At 54.1% G+C, this 16,741-nt stretch carries 14 protein-coding genes and 2 pseudogenes; 13 read left to right on the top strand and 3 right to left on the bottom strand.

The features are described from left to right. Positions 1–107: 107 nt before the first annotated feature. Together QC815_RS17425 and QC815_RS17430 are read right to left on the bottom strand one after the other, a co-directional pair. Positions 108–293: pseudogene (locus QC815_RS17425) on the bottom strand (IS30 family transposase); the annotation flags it as partial. 105 nt (positions 294–398) lie between these two features. Beyond that, positions 399–497 (bottom strand): annotated as a pseudogene (locus QC815_RS17430) (helix-turn-helix domain-containing protein); the annotation flags it as partial. Positions 498–747: 250 nt separating this feature from the next. Here QC815_RS17430 and QC815_RS17200 point away from each other — a divergent pair. From QC815_RS17200 to QC815_RS17250, 11 genes are all read left to right on the top strand, one after another. Beyond that, complete coding sequence (locus QC815_RS17200; protein ID WP_230445661.1) at positions 748–1,686, top strand: sugar ABC transporter substrate-binding protein; 939 nt, start codon at positions 748–750, stop codon at positions 1,684–1,686. A 167-nt stretch (positions 1,687–1,853) separates the two neighbouring features. Next, positions 1,854–2,864 (top strand): ABC transporter permease, encoded by a 1,011-nt coding sequence (locus QC815_RS17205; protein WP_230445662.1) that lies wholly within the window; start codon positions 1,854–1,856, stop codon positions 2,862–2,864. A gap of 18 nt (positions 2,865–2,882) precedes the next feature. After that, positions 2,883–3,839 carry an ABC transporter permease gene (locus tag QC815_RS17210; RefSeq protein ID WP_230445663.1) on the top strand — a complete coding sequence of 319 codons (957 nt, stop codon included), beginning with the start codon at positions 2,883–2,885 and terminating at the stop codon, positions 3,837–3,839. Continuing rightward, positions 3,836–5,380: a sugar ABC transporter ATP-binding protein gene (locus tag QC815_RS17215; protein WP_230445664.1), complete on the top strand. Its 1,545-nt coding sequence runs from the start codon at positions 3,836–3,838 to the stop codon at positions 5,378–5,380. Before QC815_RS17210 ends, QC815_RS17215 begins: the two co-directional genes overlap by 4 nt. A gap of 83 nt (positions 5,381–5,463) precedes the next feature. Next, the gene (locus QC815_RS17220) at positions 5,464–6,543 is read left to right on the top strand and encodes a maleylacetate reductase (RefSeq protein ID WP_230445665.1); all 1,080 of its coding nucleotides are present in this window, start codon (positions 5,464–5,466) and stop codon (positions 6,541–6,543) included. After that, positions 6,540–7,925, top strand: a complete 1,386-nt coding sequence (locus QC815_RS17225; RefSeq protein ID WP_310541257.1) for an amidohydrolase family protein — start codon at positions 6,540–6,542, stop codon at positions 7,923–7,925. The genes QC815_RS17220 and QC815_RS17225 overlap by 4 nt, the downstream gene beginning before the upstream one ends. Continuing rightward, positions 7,922–8,869 (top strand): NAD(P)-dependent oxidoreductase, encoded by a 948-nt coding sequence (locus tag QC815_RS17230; protein ID WP_230445667.1) that lies wholly within the window; start codon positions 7,922–7,924, stop codon positions 8,867–8,869. Before QC815_RS17225 ends, QC815_RS17230 begins: the two co-directional genes overlap by 4 nt. After that, entirely contained in the window at positions 8,862–9,725 is an 864-nt protein-coding gene (locus QC815_RS17235) for an intradiol ring-cleavage dioxygenase (RefSeq protein ID WP_310541260.1), read from the top strand. The genes QC815_RS17230 and QC815_RS17235 overlap by 8 nt, the downstream gene beginning before the upstream one ends. 59 nt (positions 9,726–9,784) lie before the next feature. Next, the gene (locus tag QC815_RS17240) at positions 9,785–10,375 is read left to right on the top strand and encodes a malonic semialdehyde reductase (protein ID WP_310541263.1); all 591 of its coding nucleotides are present in this window, start codon (positions 9,785–9,787) and stop codon (positions 10,373–10,375) included. 115 nt (positions 10,376–10,490) lie between these two features. Next, positions 10,491–11,228, top strand: coding sequence for a sulfite exporter TauE/SafE family protein (locus QC815_RS17245; RefSeq protein ID WP_230445670.1), 738 nt, complete (start codon positions 10,491–10,493; stop codon positions 11,226–11,228). 93 nt (positions 11,229–11,321) lie between these two features. Then, complete coding sequence (locus QC815_RS17250) at positions 11,322–13,112, top strand: ABC transporter substrate-binding protein (protein WP_310541265.1); 1,791 nt, start codon at positions 11,322–11,324, stop codon at positions 13,110–13,112. Between the two features lie 69 nt (positions 13,113–13,181). Here the strand turns inward: QC815_RS17250 and QC815_RS17255 are convergent, their stop codons facing one another. After that, a complete protein-coding gene (locus QC815_RS17255) occupies positions 13,182–13,985 on the bottom strand; it encodes an SDR family NAD(P)-dependent oxidoreductase (RefSeq protein WP_230445672.1) in 804 nt (267 codons plus the stop codon). A gap of 422 nt (positions 13,986–14,407) precedes the next feature. Between QC815_RS17255 and QC815_RS17260 the strand changes: the two genes are divergently transcribed. Further along, positions 14,408–15,238, top strand: a complete 831-nt coding sequence (locus QC815_RS17260; protein ID WP_230445673.1) for a 3-oxoadipate:acetyl-CoA acetyltransferase — start codon at positions 14,408–14,410, stop codon at positions 15,236–15,238. 236 nt (positions 15,239–15,474) lie between these two features. Beyond that, complete coding sequence (locus QC815_RS17265) at positions 15,475–16,563, top strand: flavin monoamine oxidase family protein (protein WP_230445674.1); 1,089 nt, start codon at positions 15,475–15,477, stop codon at positions 16,561–16,563. Positions 16,564–16,741: the final 178 nt, after the last annotated feature.

Genomic DNA, 16,741 nt, shown 5'->3' on the forward strand with positions numbered 1-16,741 from the left:
AATTGAGGTGATGAGCGAGGAGCTGGCGAAGTACCATGAGGTTCCGTCATCGACACATTGACGGTGTTGCACTCAGAGCCTGCATCCGCCCGGCTTTAAGCCTGAATTCAACCAGTAAGTGCAGCACCAGCGGTTTCTAGTCCTCCCAAGTATTTACCTAAGAACACCTGGGCTGGGGTTCGGCATCCCAGTCGTTTTCTTGGTCTATCGTTCAGCTTATTGACCACCCTTGGTAGCTCTGTGTCAGACACGCTTCGAAAGTCAGTCGCTTTCTGGAAGTATTGGCGCATCAGGCTTGGCGGTCGCTTTGTCACTTTCCAGGTGTTGCGTCGGCGCTGATCACTTGCCGCTTGGGCCTGTTCGGGCGCATAACCACTGGCCATCCCGTTGCGCTTTATCTCGCGGCTAAGGGTGCTGCTATGAACGCCAATACTCTTAGCGATCTGTCGCTGACTAATGCCGGCCTCAAGACTTAATTCTATGAAGCCAGGGTCCATTGTTGGCGCGAAGCTGGATGTATGTGGCGGTTGCACAATATTAGTAAGAATAAAAACGTTCTGACTTGCTGTAGAGTTGGCAAGCGTTGTGTTTTTAGGAGATGTAAAACGAAGCGCATTAAAAAAACCAAATTGGTCATTTCTTTTGCGCGGTCACGTTGTGCCTCAACAAAGCCGAGCAGTAAGCTCCTGACAAGCCTTACGAGTCTGTAAGCCAAAAACAATTAATAAAAACGCTAGGAGAAACAAAATGTTCAATAAAACCGCCATTGCTGCATCGGTCACATTGATGTCGATTGCGACAGCGCACGCCGAAGGCCCTTATCGTATAGGTATTACTCAAAACAACGTGGGTGTCGATAGTTATCAGACAACCTATGAAAGCGCGTTTGAAGCAGCGGCAGAGCGTGAAGGAAATGTGGATGTCGTGGTGCTGGACGCCGGTGGCGATGTGGCTCGCCAGATCGGCCAAATGCAGGACCTTATCCAGCAGCGTGTCGACGCCATCATTATTTGGCCTACTAACGGTCAAGCGGTCATCCCCGCGATTCGCCAAGCTCACAGTGCTGGCATTCCTGTTGTAGTGACCAACTCTAAAATCGCTGAGGCGGGCATGGAGTTTATCTCCGCCTTTTCTGGCCCGGATAACGTTCAGCAGGGTGTGTCCTCTGCTGAAATGATGTGCGATGCCCTCGGTGGCGAAGGCCAGATCGTTCAAATTGCTGGCCAGCCTGGGTATACCACGGCGATAGAGCGGGCGGCCGGTTTTGAAGATCGTCTGGCGGAGGTTTGCCCTGGAGTGGAGCTGTTGGAAACGCAGCCAGGCAACTGGAACCGCGAGCGTGCCCAGCGCGTCATGGAAGACTTCCTGACGAAATATGACCGTATCGATGGGGTCTATTCGGGGGATGACAACATGGGCGTTGGCGCACTCAACGCCGCGAAAGGCGCTGACCGTGCAGACGATGTTATTTTCATTGGCGCCACTAACTTCGCCGTTGGCTACGATGCCATTGAGCGTGGCGAGTACTACGGCTCTATTTATCAGTCCCCTGTTGACGATGCAGAAGCCGCCCTGCAAACGGCCCTGGATGTATTGGCCGGTGAAGAGGTTCCTAAAATGAATTTCTTCGAAACCCCCAAAATCACGGCTGAAAACCTCAGCGAGTTCGACCGCCCCGTTTTTTAGGTGAAGCGTGCTGTCTGGCGTATGGCGCGTAAAGCACCTGCGCCGAATGACAGTATCAACCTGACGACAGGTTTCCTGCGCTGGGCGGCGCTGTAAGAGGCAATGGATAACCCGGTTATCCATTGCACTCGGCAGTGCTTTCCAAAGTGATTTTACAGGTGAATAGCATGGCTTCTGCACAACAATCCAAATCAAGGATATCGACAGAAAGGCTCAGCAAGGCAAGCGTCATGAGCTTCCTCTCGGCTCAGGGAATTCTGATATTTTTTCTGATCGGCATGTTTGTTTTTTCGCTGTTCTCTGAGCAGTTTCTTTCTCAGTCGAACATTATGACGGTGGTTCGACAGGTCTCCATTATTGGCATCATTGCGGTTGGCGTAACGGTCGTCATTATCGGCGGGAATTTGGATCTTTCGGTGGGTTCGATGCTGTCATTCTCGACGGTGTTGGTGGTGGATCTGCACGATAAGATCGGCCCTACGAATGCCATTCTCATCATGTTCGCATTAACGCTAATGATTGGTGCGGTTAACGGCTTATTAATTGGCTTTTTGCGCCTTAATTCGCTCATTGTGACGCTCGCCATGCTGTCGGCCATACAAGGTTTTGTGCTGATTTACAGCGGTGGTCAAAACGTTGACATCGCCAATCAAGAAGGTACCTGGTTTGCGTTCTTTGGACGAGGCTACCTAGGCGGCATTGCCGTTCCCATATTGCTCTTCGCGATGTTGGCCATTTTGGTTCAAGTCGTGATGTCTTTCACAGGGTATGGCCGCCGTATTTTTGCCGTCGGTGGTAACCCGATGGCGGCCGTTTATTCTGGCATTCGTAAAAACTGGTGCGTCTTTAGCACCTACCTGATTTCAGCCTTTTGTGTGGCCTGTGCAGCCCTTGTCCTTGGCTCGCGAGTGATGGGCTCGCAAAACAACGTAGGGCAGGGGTACGAGCTACTGGTGTTGGCCGGCATCATTCTTGGCGGCACGAGCTTGTTAGGTGGCGCGGGCAGTATTTGGAAAACGGTGGTTGGGGTCTTGATCTTAGGGTTTATCCAAAATGGACTGCTCTTGATGGGCTACCCCTATTACATCCAGTGGATAGTGACCTGGGTAATCATCATCTTGGCGGTATGGCTGGATCTTGCCAATAAGCGTAAGCGCTTGCTGACAACCCACTCATAACGCGGAGGAGTACACGTGATGTCTATTAAAGGTTTCTTCCGAGGTAAAGCGGTTATCCAGCCTATTTGGGTGTTCGTGATCGCCATCTTTATCTTCTTCAGCTTCATGTCAGAGTATTTTCTGTCGTGGGGGAATATCACCAATATTTTGGTTCAAACATCGACGATTGGCCTGATTGCACTTGGTATGACGCTGGTCATGATCAACGGCAACATTGATCTATCGGTGGGCGCAACGCTTGGGCTTGCCGCTTCTCTGGCGGTAGGTCTTCAAGAGTTCAGTATGACGTTGGCCATATTGGCCGCGCTTGGCTCTGGCATGTTGTTAGGGGCACTGAATGGCTTAATCGTTTGGAAAACAGGCGTGAACGCTTTCATTGTAACGCTTGGGGCGATGCTAGGGGTTCGCGGTTTAATCTTCCTCTACACCGGTGAGCAGTCGTTTTATGCCATGAACTTTGCGTTCTCTGATTTCGGCATGAGCACGGTAGGCCCCATGCCGACACTGGCGGTCATCTTCTTGGTTTGCACACTCATTATGCACTTGGTGCTGACGCGTACGGGGCACGGTCGCAATACCTTTGCGGTGGGGGGTAATCCGGAAGCCTCCATTGACGCAGGCATCCGTCTAGGCCGACACATGATGATCAACTTCATCATCGTAGGGTTTTTCGCGGCACTCGCGGGTGTTCTGCTCGCCAGCCAAATGGGTGCTGCTACACCTAATCTAGGCCGGGACTATGAGCTCTGGGTGATTACGGCAGTAGTGCTGGGCGGCACGAAATTAACCGGTGGTTACGGCAGCATTGTTGGCACATTAGGCGGCGTACTTGCCATCGGTATCCTGCGCAACGGCATGAACTTGATGCAGGTGCCCGCTTTTTACGTACTCGTTATTCTCGGCGCGATTCTCATCTCTGTTCTGATCATTGATAAGAAGCTTAATGCACCCTCGGCTAAGGAGGTGCGGATATGAACGCCTCATCAACGCAATCACGTCAGCCAATCGATGCAGCACCCATCCTGGAACTTAAAGGCATCACGAAGCGATTCCCCGGTGTGGTAGCGCTCAACAACGTTGATTTTGACGTTCGTCCCGGTGAGGTACATGCCTTGCTGGGTGAGAACGGGGCTGGCAAGTCGACACTGATGAAAGTATTGGCCGGTAAACACCAGGCCAACGAAGGCAAGATTATTTTAGGCGGCCAGGAAATGGCCTTCGAGAATCCCAAGCATGCCAAGCGCGCGGGGGTCGTACTCATCCATCAGGAGCAGTCGCTGGTCTCTGAAATGACAGTCGCCGAAAACATCTTTCTCGGCAGCCTGCCCAGAAAGTCGTGCAATCGCGTGGATTGGCGAAAGCTGCGTGAGGATACCAATAAGATTCTTGAGCGGCTCAAGTGCGGTTTTCAGCATGACGATGTAGTGGGCTCGCTGTCGATTGCCAAAAAACAGATGGTAGAAATTGGCAGAGCGCTTGCCTTTACGCCGCAGGTCGTCGTGTTTGACGAGCCCACGGCATCGCTCACCGACCACGAAAAGCCGGTGCTCTATGACGTGATCAATTCGTTATGTGAGCAGGGGGTGGGCATTGTTTACATCTCCCATCGCATGGATGAGATTTTCCATTTGTCGCACCGCATTTCAGTGCTGCGAGACGGCGAGTACACCGGCACGGTCAACACTGCTGATACCCACGAAGACGAAATCACGCGGATGATGATCGGCCGCAGTCTAGCGCTTGATCATGCCAGCAAACCCATTGATTTCGGCGACAACATGCTGGAAGTGCGCAACCTGTCAGTGAAGCGTGTTTTTGAGGATGTCAGCTTTAACGTTCGCAAGGGCGAGATTGTCGGCATGTACGGGCTGGTAGGCGCGGGGCGTTCAGAAGTAGCAGAAACCATCTTTGGCTTACGCACGCCATCGAAGGGTGACGTATTGCTGGATGGCGAGGTGGTGAGCTTTCGTAACTCCCACGATGCGGTGGTGAGCGGTGTTGCGTTAGTACCAGAAGACCGCAAGGACCAGGGCCTCATTCTGGGAATGAACTGTCGTGACAACATGACATTGGCAAGCCTTTCTAGCGTGTCGTCCTTAGGTTTTATGACCAGTGCGAAAGAGCGCGAAGTCTACGACAAGTATCACCAAGCCATGAAAATCAAAACCCCCAGCTGGCGCCAAAAGGTCGGCAATTTAAGCGGCGGTAATCAGCAGAAAATCGTCATCGGCAAGTGGCTGCATACCCAGCCTAAATTGCTCATCCTCGATGAGCCAACGCGGGGTATTGATGTCGGTTCAAAATCTGAAATCCATACCCTCGTCAAAGACTTAGCCAAATCCGGCTACGCCGTGTTGGTGATCTCCTCAGAGATGCCCGAAGTGCTGGGCCTGAGTAACCGCATTATCGCGATGTACGACGGCCGCGTCACCGCGGAGTTTGATGGTGACAACGTCAGTGAGGACGCGCTGGTGCAAGCCATTACCGGTATGGGAAAGCAGGCGCAGGCGAGCTAGCTCACCTGTTGCGACTGGTGTGCTCGCTAGAAGATAGAGGGTAGCGAGCACTCAGCCCACTTCAAACGTATAAGGAATGTTTCATGCAACCTTTTGTTTATGATGGCCTGCCATCCCGCGTGGTATTTGGCCAAGGTACCCTGGCGCAGCTGAGACAAGAGCTTGAACATCTCGGTTGTTCACGCGCCCTGGTGTTAGCCACACCTCAGCAACAAGAGCAGGCAAGCCGCGTATTAGAACTGCTGGGCGATAAGGGCGTGGGCGTTTACGCGGATGCCGTCATGCATACGCCGGTCGAGGTGACCAAGCGTGCCTTACAGGTGGTCAAAGAGCTAAATGTAGACTGTACGGTGGCCATCGGTGGCGGATCAACGATTGGCTTGGGTAAAGCCATTGCCTTACGTACTGGCTTACCTCAGATCGCGATACCCACCACCTACGCGGGCTCGGAAATGACGCCGATCCTGGGTGAAACGAGCGACGGTATCAAGACCACCCAGCGCACCCTGGATGTGCTGCCGGAAACGGTTATTTATGACGTTGACCTGACCCTAACGCTGCCTGCGGTGATGTCAGGTACCAGCGGGATTAACGCGATTGCCCATGCGGTAGAGGCGCTTTATGCCCGCGACTGCAATCCGGTGATTGCGCTGATGGCAGAGGAGGGTATTGCGGCGCTGGCGCGAAGCCTGCCGGTGATTGCCAATAATCCTACCAACGTTGAAGCACGCTCTGATGCGCTCTACGGCGCTTGGCTGTGCGGCACTTGTCTGGGGTCGGTGGGCATGTCGCTGCATCACAAGCTGTGCCACACCCTGGGCGGCTCTTTTAACCTTCCCCATGCGGAAACGCACACCATTGTGTTGCCTTATGCGCTGGCGTATAACGCGCCCGCAGTGACGGAGGCGATGGCGCGTATTGGGCGTGCGCTGGGCTGTGACGATGCGGCGGCAGGTCTTTACGACTTGGGGCGTGCCGTCGGCGCCCCAAGCGCACTCTCCGAGCTAGGCTTTAGCGTAGACGATGTAGAGCGTGCCACTGAGATTGCTACCCGCAACCCTTACTGGAACCCACGCGATGTGGAAGCCAAGGGGATCCACCGCTTGCTAAGCGACGCGCAGTCGGGGAAACGACCGCAGGCGGACAGTGGAGGTGACCAATGAGCACGCTGTTTGTTAATGCCACGGTTGTCACCATGGACTCGCAGTTGGGCGAACTGAGCGATGGCCAGGTACTGGTCGAGGGTGATCGAATCGTCGCCGTGGGGCATGACCTCACCGATCATCCCAAGGCACACGCAGCCGAGGTGATGGACTGCGGCGGCGGTATCCTAATTCCCGGGCTGGTGAACGCCCATATGCATACCTGGCAGACCGGCCTACGCGGCGTTGCCGCCAACTGGACGCTGCTGGAGTATTTCCGCCATGTCCACCGTGGCCTTGCGGCGCTGTTTACGCCGCAGGATATCTACATTGCCACCCGGATGGGCGCGATTAACCAGCTGAATTGCGGTACCACAACGTTAGGTGATTGGTGCCATAACAACCCGACTCCCGAGCACACCGACGCTGCGGTGAAAGGGCTTAAGGAATCAGGTGTTCGGGCGCTGTTTCTGCATGGCTCGCCTAAGCCCGACCCTAAACCCGGCCAGCCGCACTTTAGTAAAATTCCCCATCCCCGCCATGAAATAGAGCGCTTGTTGAACGGCGAGCTGGCAAATCCAGAAGGGCTCGTCACCTTAGGCATGGCCATTCTTGGCCCTCACTACTCAACCCTGGATGTGACGCTGCAGGACTTTGCGCTAGCCAAGGAGTTTGGCTTAGTTGCGTCAATGCACCAAGGCGGCGGTGAGGCCGTGGCCCCCGGTGCCTGGGACGAGGTGGAAGCGCGTGGCCTGCTGGGCCCCGATATCAATATTGTGCATGGTCAAAGTTTGGACGATGGCCAAATGTCCCGGTTCTGCGCCAGCGGCGTGACGTTCTCCATTGCACCTGAAAACGAAATGACCCAGGGACACGGTTTCCCTGTCACCGGGCTCGTTCGTCAACACGGCGGCGTGGTGTCTTTAGGCGTGGATCTTGAATCGGTGCTCTCTGGAGACATGTTCAGCGTCGCCCGGGCGGCGCTGGGTATGCAGCGCTCCCTGGATAACGACGCCTCGCGCCGTGAGCAGGGAAAGATCCCCGATACCTCCACCATTACCACTCGTGAGGCGCTGGGGTGGATCACTCTCGATGGGGCAAAAGCACTGGGTATTGATGATCGTATTGGTAGCCTCACGCCGGGTAAGCAGGCTGACCTGGTGCTGCTCGATAGCAACCAGCTCAATATGCAGCCGGTGAACGACCCTGTCTCTACAGTGATCATGCAAACCAGCCTTGCCAACGTCGACAGTGTAATGGTGGCCGGGCAGTTCAAAAAACGTGGCGGCCGTCTGTTAATGAAGACTCAGCAGGGCATCGCCGAGCTGGCCAAGTCTGGCCACCGCATTCACGCCGAACTGCTGGCGCGTGAAGCGCAATCAACACAGGAGGTGACCCCATGAAAACCGCTTCTACAACGTCTTCAACAACCCCCCAAGTGGCGTGGGTAGGCTTGGGTAAATTGGGGTTGCCGATGGCTGCTCGTATTATCCAATCTGGAACCCCAGTTCAAGGCTTTGACCTGTCGGCAGAGCGCCTTGCTCTCGCTGCAGAGGTCGGAGTGACGCCTCATCAAACACTGGCAGATGCCGTGGCCGATTGCGACTTGGTGTTTGTCTCCATCCCTGATGACCGCGCATTGATCAGTCTGTGCCTTGAGACTGGCGAGCTGATTCGTCACATGATGAACGGCAGTATCTTAATTGAGACAAGCACGGTGAGTGTGGAAGCCTCTGAGCGAGTGGCCGAGGCGGCAAAGGCTCACGGTGTGGTCTATCTGCGTAGCCCGGTATCCGGTAACCCCGTCGCGGCAGAAGCGGGCACGCTGTCCGCGATGGTTTCCGGCCCACGCGATGCGCTGGAAAAAGCCAAGCCCGTGTTTGCAGCGTTTACCAAAGCGCAGTACTGGCTGGGCGATGAAGATCAGGCTCGCGTAGCCAAACTGGCCATTAACCTGATGATTGCCGTCAGTGCCGGGATGATGAGTGAAGCGCTGACGCTGGCGCGTAAAGGCAACATTGAATGGGACGCTATGCTGGAGCTGATCGCTGACAGCGCGGTGGGTTCCCCCATGGTGAAGTACAAGGTGCCCCCCCTGTTAGCGCGCGATTTTACCTCGACGTTTTCCGCCTCGCAGATGGCCAAAGATCTTGACTTGATCCTCGACTGCGCCCACGGCTCTGGGGTATCGACCCCGTTAGCAGCTCAAATGCGCGAAGCCTATACCGCCCTTATCGCGACCGGGCATGGCAACGATGACTATATCGCCACCGTACATCATACCGAGCGCCTGTCAGGGTTAAGCGAGCCATCGCCAATCACGCAGGGAGGGCACACACATGCGTAATCTCACCACCGACAATATAACCGCCGCCGTGATGGATGAGTTTTCACGCTGTGAGGATGAGCGGCTGAAAACGCTACTGAATGGCCTGGTAAAACACCTGCACGCTTACCTGCGCGAGGTGAAGCCCACCGAGAAAGAGTGGACTCAGGCGATTGAGTTCCTCACCCGAGCAGGGCAAATGTGCGACGACGAACGCCAGGAGTTTATCCTGCTGTCAGATACCCTGGGCGTCACCATGCTGGTGGATGCAATTAATCACTCAAGCAGTAATCCTGAGGTTACCGACAGCACGGTGTTGGGGCCTTTTTACGTCGCGGACCCTCCCCAAGCGAATCAAGGTGATGCCATTAACTGGGGTGTGGATGGTGAGCCGTTATTTATCGAGGGCAACGTGCATGATGCTAAGGGCAAGCCCTTGGCAAATGTCACGATCGACGTATGGCAATCGGACAGCGAAGGCTTTTACGACGTACAGAAGCCCGAGCTTGAAAGCGCGACGCTGCGCGCACGCTTTCATACCGACAATCAGGGGCGATACGCTTTCTGGACGGTGGTTCCTTCTCCTTATCCCATTCCGACGGATGGGCCAGTCGGCAAAATGCTCGAAATCACCGGACGTCATCCTTATCGCCCCGCCCATGTGCATTTCATGCTGATGGCGCCGGGGTACAAAACCCTGGTCACTCAAATCTTCGCGGAAGACGACCCCTACCTCGACTCTGATGCGGTATTTGGCGTTAAAGATTCCCTGGTGAAGGAATTTGTTCAGCAACCCGCAGGAAAAGCGCCCGACGGCCGGCAGATGGACGCCCCTTACCGCTATTTTCAATACGACTTCGGCTTAAAGACGGCCTGAACGATTCACCCTGAACGTCTGGCTCCTACTGAGCTGGTTAAACCGAAAGAGGAAACGACATGAGCAAGATTGACCAAGCCGCAATTGCAACGCTGTTCACTGAAGCACGTACCCATAACGTTTGGCAGGACCGTGAGGTGAGTGAAGAAACCCTGCGTGAACTCTACGAGGTAATGCATTTCGGACCCACCTCCATGAACTGCCAGCCAGCGCGGATTATTTTTCTGACCACCGATGAGGCAAAAGCGCGCTTGAAGCCTGCTCTGTTGCCAGGCAATCAGGAAAAAACCATGAAGGCGCCGGTGGTCGCGGTGCTTGGCTTTGATACGGAATTTTACGAGCATCTGCCGCGCATGTTTGCTCATAACAAAGATGCCAAATCGCTGTTCGAGGGCAAGCCGGATTTTATTCACTCCACGGCGTTCCGCAATAGCTCCATTCAAGGTGGCTATCTGATTTTAGCGGCCCGCGCGCTTGGCTTGGATGCTGGCCCCATGTCGGGCTTCAACAATGCCGCAGTGGATGAAGAGTTCTTCCCGGATGGTAAAGTGAAGAGCAACTTCCTGTGTAACTTGGGCTATGGCGATGCCAGCGCCTTGTTCCCACGTGGCGACCGTTTCTCCTTCGAGGAAGTGTGCAAAGTGCTGTAAGCACGCCTTAAGCAGGCATGCTGGTTGACCTACCGAAAAAGGGCCGTGCCTGTCATGGCCCTTTTTTCTGCGTGGGTGGCCAGGCGTTAAGGCTCTATCTGAAAGGGGTGTTCTGATGGCGTTTGATTGGGTGTTTGTGGCACTGATGATAGTGGCCGTTTTACTGACGGGGATTTCCAAATCGGGGTTTGCGGGCGGGGTGGGGGTGGTTGCTGTACCGCTGATCTCGCTAAAGGCAAGCCCGACCTTTGCAGTGGCGGTGATGCTCCCGCTGCTAATTGTGATGGACGTGTTCAGCCTAAAAGCGTGGTGGCGACAGCGGGTGGATCGTTTGTTGTGGCTAATGTTTCCGCCTGCGATATTAGGCGTTGCGGTGGGCTACTTCACCTATGGCTGGTTTAATGAAGCGCTGTTGACACTATTGCTGGGGATTTTTTCCGTACTGTTTGGCCTTTGGGGTCTGTTTAAGCCGCTGCGCGGCCGACTGCTGCCCACTTGGGTGGGGCGTCTGTGTGGAGGAATCGCCGGGTTTACCAGCTTTATTGCCCATGCAGGCGGCCCACCGTTGAACTTTTACTTGCTGCAGTGCCAACTCACCAAGCAGCAATTTTTAGGTACGGCGGTGGTGTTTCTCGCGATTACCAACTTGGTAAAGCTGGTGCCCTATACGCTGCTTGGCCTGGTGACGTTCGATAATCTCACCATCGCGCTGCTGCTGATGCCGGTGGCATGGCTGGGCATCCAGTTAGGGTTGATCATTCAGCGGCGGGTGGATGGCGAGCTGTTTTTCCGGGTCATTCTTTGCCTACTCATTTTGTTAGGTATTCGGCTGATTATCGATGGAGTAAGTTAACGCCTAGAGTGCTGGGGCAGCGTGACCTTGATCGCCAGCACGACCTTGATAGCCAGTGTGATCTTGATAGTCACCTAAGGCGTGGGAGCCATCATGAAAAAAGAGGCCAGTGGACTGACCCTGTTTGACGATACGCATCCAGAAGGGCCTTACGACAAGCTATCGCAAACGCCCGTTTCCAAAATATCGAACACCGAGTTAGCGCGCTTCATTGAGTTCATTGAGAAGTTTGAAAACGAGACCGAATCAACACTCTCGATGTCGCTGGGGTATCGTGAGATGCGGATGTTGCTGCACGTGATGCGCAACCATCTGGCGGGCCGGTTAACTACGCCTACCTCGCTGGCGGATGCCTCAGGGCTGACGTATGGCACCGCTAAGCGCGGGATTGAAAGCATTATGCAGCGAGGCCTTCTCATTTCGCGCCCACGCACAAAGACTGGAAAAACCGTCTCGCTGCACCCCTCCCCACAGATGATAGAAGAGTGGGAAAGCTACGCGGAGCGCATTAAGGGCCTGCTGGGCCCGCTGTTTGGGATCGACCCCGCCTCGGAATCTGGCAGCAAGATATTTTTAGGTATGTCAGCGTCTCAGCGGGTGATCTCGACACCCGCTGTGCTTTCCGCGCGGCTGGAGCTGAAAGGGGGCTTACGTGTGCTGGCGCATGCGGACCCTACGTTTATGGCCATGCATAATTTAAAACGGCAGCTAGAGTCCATTTTTGGCCTGGAAATTCGCAATAAAGCGCGCTCCATTGATAACTTGCTGGATGATATTCTCGACAATGCCCGTTTAGCGAAATCCCGCTACGACATTGTCGCCTGCGACTTGCCCTGGTTTGGCGACTTGGTCGCGCAGGGCGTTTTGATGCCGCTAGACGCCCTCATCCAGCGCGATGGCTACGATCTTTCTGACTTTCATCCCATGGCAATCCAAAGCGCCGGCTATGCGGGTTGCCAGTACGGCATACCGGTGCAAACCACCCCTGAACTGCTCTGTTATCGCAAGGATATTTTGTCGGCTGCGCAGTTAACGCCCCCCAGCACCACCGAGGCGCTGGTAAAAGTCGCACGGCAGTTGCACGACCCTGCCAAGGGGCGATACGGCATCGCTTGGAACGCCGCCCGTGGCACGCCGCTGGGGCATACGTTTAGCTTTCTCATGGCTAAATTTGGGCAGCCCATTGTCGATCTACCGCTTCATGCAGGCGGCTTTGATTTTCAAAACGCCAGCGGTGAGCAGCTGCGCCCCATGTTTCAATCGGATGCCGCTTACAGGGCCTGCGAATATATGTTGGATATTCTCAAATATTCCCCGCCGAATATTTTGAATATGTCCTGGTACGAACGGGCGCAGTCCTATGCATCGGGTGAATCGTGCATGGCGTACTGCTACACGCTTTTGGCACCCTTGATCGAGTTTGATAAGCGATCACCGGCATACGGCAATACCGGGTATTTATCCCACCCGGTGGGCATTCACGGCAGGGCGATTACGCCCATTGGAGGATATGCATTGGCGATACCATCCAACTTGTCAAAAGAACGTATGGAAGCCGTGTGGACAGCTTTAAAACATCTCACCTCGCCCAATATGTCGAAGCTCTACATCATGAATGGTAGCTTGGTCACACCGCGTTTTAGCGTTAGCCAAGACCCGGAAGTGTCTGCGCTGTCACCGTTGATTACGATTGTCGATGATATGGCGAAGCAAGACGTCTTGCAGGCGTGGCCACGCCCGCCGGTTCCCGGCATTACGGAGCTTATCAGCATTGCAGGTAATGAAATTTTCGATGTGCTGGCTGGACGGCGCTCGATTAAAAAAGCACTTTTTATTGCCCAGGAGCGTGCTGATAAGGTTATGCGAGAAAAGGGCCATTATTGAACAGGTGAAAAGAAGTAACCCCCATACCTGAGAAGCAGGCATGGGGGCAGTGGTTTCCTCGCTGAATGCTTATTGCATAATCATGCCGCCATCGATCATCAGCAGTTGACCGGTCATGTAATCGGACTCTTGACTGGCCAGGAACGACGCGGTACCGACCACATCTTCTGGGTAAGAGTAACGCTTCATCAGAATCATTTTTTCAGCCAGCTCGTCCATCGATTGGCCCTGCTTCTCGAATTTGCCGATGCTGACTAAGTCTTTATCCAGCTGTTCCCAAAGCTCGGTGCGCACCACGCCTGGGGCATAGCCGTTAACGGTAATGTTGTGATCTACCAAGGCCTTAGCACCGCCGTTAATCATTGCCAGCACAGCATGCTTGCTGCATGAATAGGGCACAACATCGTCAAACGCCTGGCGGGAGAGAATCGAGCCGACGTTAATGATTTTATAAGGTCCGCTTTCTTTGCCCTGGCTAATCATTTGTTTAGCGGCTTCCTGCATGCCGAGTAAGCAGCCCAGCGCATTCACATCCATAATTTGATGCCAATTTTCTTCAGTAATATCAAGAAACATTAACGGTTTATTGATGCCGGCATTATTAACCATCACGTTCAAGCTACCAAACGCCTGTACTGTAGCGTTAACGGCTGCCTGTACGTCTTCGCGGTTAGTAACATTCAACTTAACGGCAATAGCATCACCACCCTTTGATTTGATGCGCTGCGCAACCTCTTCGCACCCCTCAACGTTGAGATCTGCCACGCAGACCTTTGCCCCTTGCGCGGCATAATGCTCAGCGACAGCCGCCCCCATGCCACGCGCAGCACCAGTAATGAGACAGTGTTTACCTTTGAGTCGAGTGTTATCCATGAGGTCACCTTGTAAGTTTTGTTGTGGGTCAGTATGCGCTGCCACCTACACCATATCGGGGTAGTGGGGTGCCGGTAGGCGGCGCTCACAAGGACGTGCGTTGTTAAGTCGGCGTTGCGAATAACAGAAGTGCAACCTTGTGAATGTATTCTGTGTCCGTCTTGACTCTAAGGACAGGGCGCCCCGTTGTTGATATGACCAGATTGGACTTTTTTACATTCCTCGCATTATGAAAAGCAAAAGGGGCGGTGTTTTAATCGCTCCAGTGACAGTGGATGCAGCCATTGATGGCTAACAAGAACGTGTGTAAGTTATTGGCGCGCTTTTGTTAACCGCTTTTATTAACGTTAGATTTTAGCCGTAGTGCATCTAACGTTTATTCCTGTTTTGAGTGCTTCTTATAAAAATAAAGCGAGGTGTTTATGTCTCAGCCATGCATTATCTGCGTTGCCATTACGGGCAGCTTGCCACGAAAAGAAAATAATCCAGCAGTGCCGATTACCGTCAATGAGCAAATCGAAAGTACTCAGGCAGCCTTTGAAGCCGGAGCTAGTATTGCGCACTGCCATGTGCGTAATGACGACCAAACGCCTTCATCCGACCCGGAGAAGTTTAGCCGTCTGATGGAAGGGCTCAAGAAACATTGCCCAGGCATGATTGTTCAGTTTTCCACCGGTGGCCGATCTGGTGCTGGCGAAGCACGCGGCGGGATGCTGCCGCTTAAACCTGATATGGCTAGTCTGTCGGTGGGATCGAATAATTTTCCGACCCGCGTTTACGAGAATCCACCTCAATTGGTGGAGTGGCTGGCAAGTGAAATGCTTAAGTACAACGTTAAGCCTGAAATCGAAGCGTTTGATCTCTCGCACATTCATCAGGCGGTAGCGCTTTCTCAACAGGGTAAGTTAAAAGGGCCGCTTTACATACAGTTTGTCATGGGAGTTAAAAACTCAATGCCCGCTGACAAGCCTAGTTTTGACTTCTTCATAGAGACGCTCAAGCGACTAGCTCCCGATGCAAAGTGGTGCGGGGCAGGCATAGGTGCCAACCAATACGTGGTTAATGAGTGGGCGATTGCAGCAGGTGGGCATACCCGTACCGGACTCGAAGATAACGTGCGCCAAGACCGCGATACGTTGGCAGCCTCCAATGCAGCACTAGTTGAAAGAACCGTCGCGCTGTGCGACAAGTACCATCGCCCCGTAGCCACTTGGCAGCAAGCACGAGACATCCTGGGGCTTCAAATGGCGTGAAAATATTGGTGTGACGGGTTATTTATTCTACCGATGTGCAGCACATTGATGAGCTATTTAATGAGGTGTGCCGTCACCCGCCCCCACTGCCAAGCTAGGTGTGAGCACTAGTCTTGGTGACGTCGAGACGATAATGCTTCGCTGGCATGGGTGATTTTTAATCTGCTTTAGATGATGACCGTCTACTCACCATATTGCGTTATGCTTTCGGTACTTATCGATCACCGAGACTTTTCATGCACACATCACGTATCGCTATTGTAGGCGCTGGATTGGCAGGGCTTTATGCCGCGTTTTTGTTAGAACAGCGGGGCATTACTGATTATGTGGTGTTGGAAGCGCGGGCGCGGGTAGGTGGGCGTATTGCGTCGTTATGGCCTGATGAGAATGACACTATGGAGGCGTTTGATTTGGGGCCTTCTTGGTATTGGCCGGAGTTACAGCACTCACTAGAAGTGCTGGTAAAATCGCTGGGGCTTACGTCGTTCGCCCAGTATGAAACTGGCGATATGATAGTAGAACGCTCGCACCAGGTGCCGCCAGTTCGTATGCAGGGCTTCGTGAATCAGCCTCCATCCATGCGACTACGGGGCGGCATGCAGGCGTTGATTGATGCGTTGCGCCAGCGCATCGGTTCGGCGCGGATTTACACCGGGCAGGCTGTTTACTCGATGTCGCTGACTTCCAGCGGCAGTGTGGAGCTGGGGTGTGCTGGTGGGCAACGCTATACCGCCCAGCATGTGCTGCTAGCAGTGCCGCCGAGGTTAGCAGCGCAGTCGGTGACGTTTTCGCCATCGTTACCGGAGCGGATCACCCAACAATGGGCGAGTACTGCGACTTGGATGGCGCCTCAAGCTAAATACGTCGCGCTGTACCCCACCCCTTTTTGGCGAGAAGATCACCTTTCGGGAGAGGCGCGCAGTTTGATGGGCCCGCTGGGTGAAATTCATGATGCGTCACATCCGGATGGCCACGGGGCGCTGTTTGGTTTTTTCAGTTTGCCTGCCAGGGCCCGTGCGCAGCTTGGCGATGAGGCGCTACGCCAGCACTGCCGTGCGCAGTTGGCTAGGCTGTTTGGTCCTCAAGCATCTAGCCCGGAGGGGGAGGTGATTAGAGACTGGGCACAGGAGCTGTTTACCGCTACCGACGCGGATCAAATGCCCAGCGAGCACCACAGCATGGCACCGTCAGCGCGCGCTGAAGATGGTGCTTGGCAGCCTTGTTTAATCGGGATTGGCAGCGAGTGGGGCGAGCAGTATGCCGGTTATCTAGCAGGTGCCATCGAAGCAGCCGAGCGCGGCGTGGCGGATGTGTTAGCACAGTAGGGTGCTTGTTTATAATGGCAATGACCCAAAAGTGATTTGCCGGCTGAAATTGACCGAAGCCGCATGTTCTGGTCAAGTCAGAGCGGGCACAGTTTCAAGCCGCAACTGCCAGTTCGATTTCCCTTGGCGTCTGATAGGCCAAGGTCGAGTGGAGTCGGCAGCTGTTGTACTCCATCTC

The organism is Vreelandella gomseomensis (assembly GCF_031451645.1).
Taxonomy (GTDB): Bacteria; Pseudomonadota; Gammaproteobacteria; order Pseudomonadales; family Halomonadaceae; genus Vreelandella; species Vreelandella gomseomensis.

Coding starts and splice junctions, on each gene's coding strand:
- QC815_RS17200 (WP_230445661.1), top strand. CDS start 748: ATGTTCAATAAAACCGCCATTGCTGCATCGGTCACATTGATGTCGATT.
- QC815_RS17265 (WP_230445674.1), top strand. CDS start 15,475: ATGCACACATCACGTATCGCTATTGTAGGCGCTGGATTGGCAGGGCTT.
- QC815_RS17205 (WP_230445662.1), top strand. CDS start 1,854: ATGGCTTCTGCACAACAATCCAAATCAAGGATATCGACAGAAAGGCTC.
- QC815_RS17215 (WP_230445664.1), top strand. CDS start 3,836: ATGAACGCCTCATCAACGCAATCACGTCAGCCAATCGATGCAGCACCC.
- QC815_RS17250 (WP_310541265.1), top strand. CDS start 11,322: ATGAAAAAAGAGGCCAGTGGACTGACCCTGTTTGACGATACGCATCCA.
- QC815_RS17230 (WP_230445667.1), top strand. CDS start 7,922: ATGAAAACCGCTTCTACAACGTCTTCAACAACCCCCCAAGTGGCGTGG.
- QC815_RS17245 (WP_230445670.1), top strand. CDS start 10,491: ATGGCGTTTGATTGGGTGTTTGTGGCACTGATGATAGTGGCCGTTTTA.
- QC815_RS17220 (WP_230445665.1), top strand. CDS start 5,464: ATGCAACCTTTTGTTTATGATGGCCTGCCATCCCGCGTGGTATTTGGC.
- QC815_RS17240 (WP_310541263.1), top strand. CDS start 9,785: ATGAGCAAGATTGACCAAGCCGCAATTGCAACGCTGTTCACTGAAGCA.
- QC815_RS17210 (WP_230445663.1), top strand. CDS start 2,883: ATGTCTATTAAAGGTTTCTTCCGAGGTAAAGCGGTTATCCAGCCTATT.
- QC815_RS17225 (WP_310541257.1), top strand. CDS start 6,540: ATGAGCACGCTGTTTGTTAATGCCACGGTTGTCACCATGGACTCGCAG.
- QC815_RS17260 (WP_230445673.1), top strand. CDS start 14,408: ATGTCTCAGCCATGCATTATCTGCGTTGCCATTACGGGCAGCTTGCCA.
- QC815_RS17255 (WP_230445672.1), bottom strand. CDS start 13,985: ATGGATAACACTCGACTCAAAGGTAAACACTGTCTCATTACTGGTGCT.
- QC815_RS17235 (WP_310541260.1), top strand. CDS start 8,862: ATGCGTAATCTCACCACCGACAATATAACCGCCGCCGTGATGGATGAG.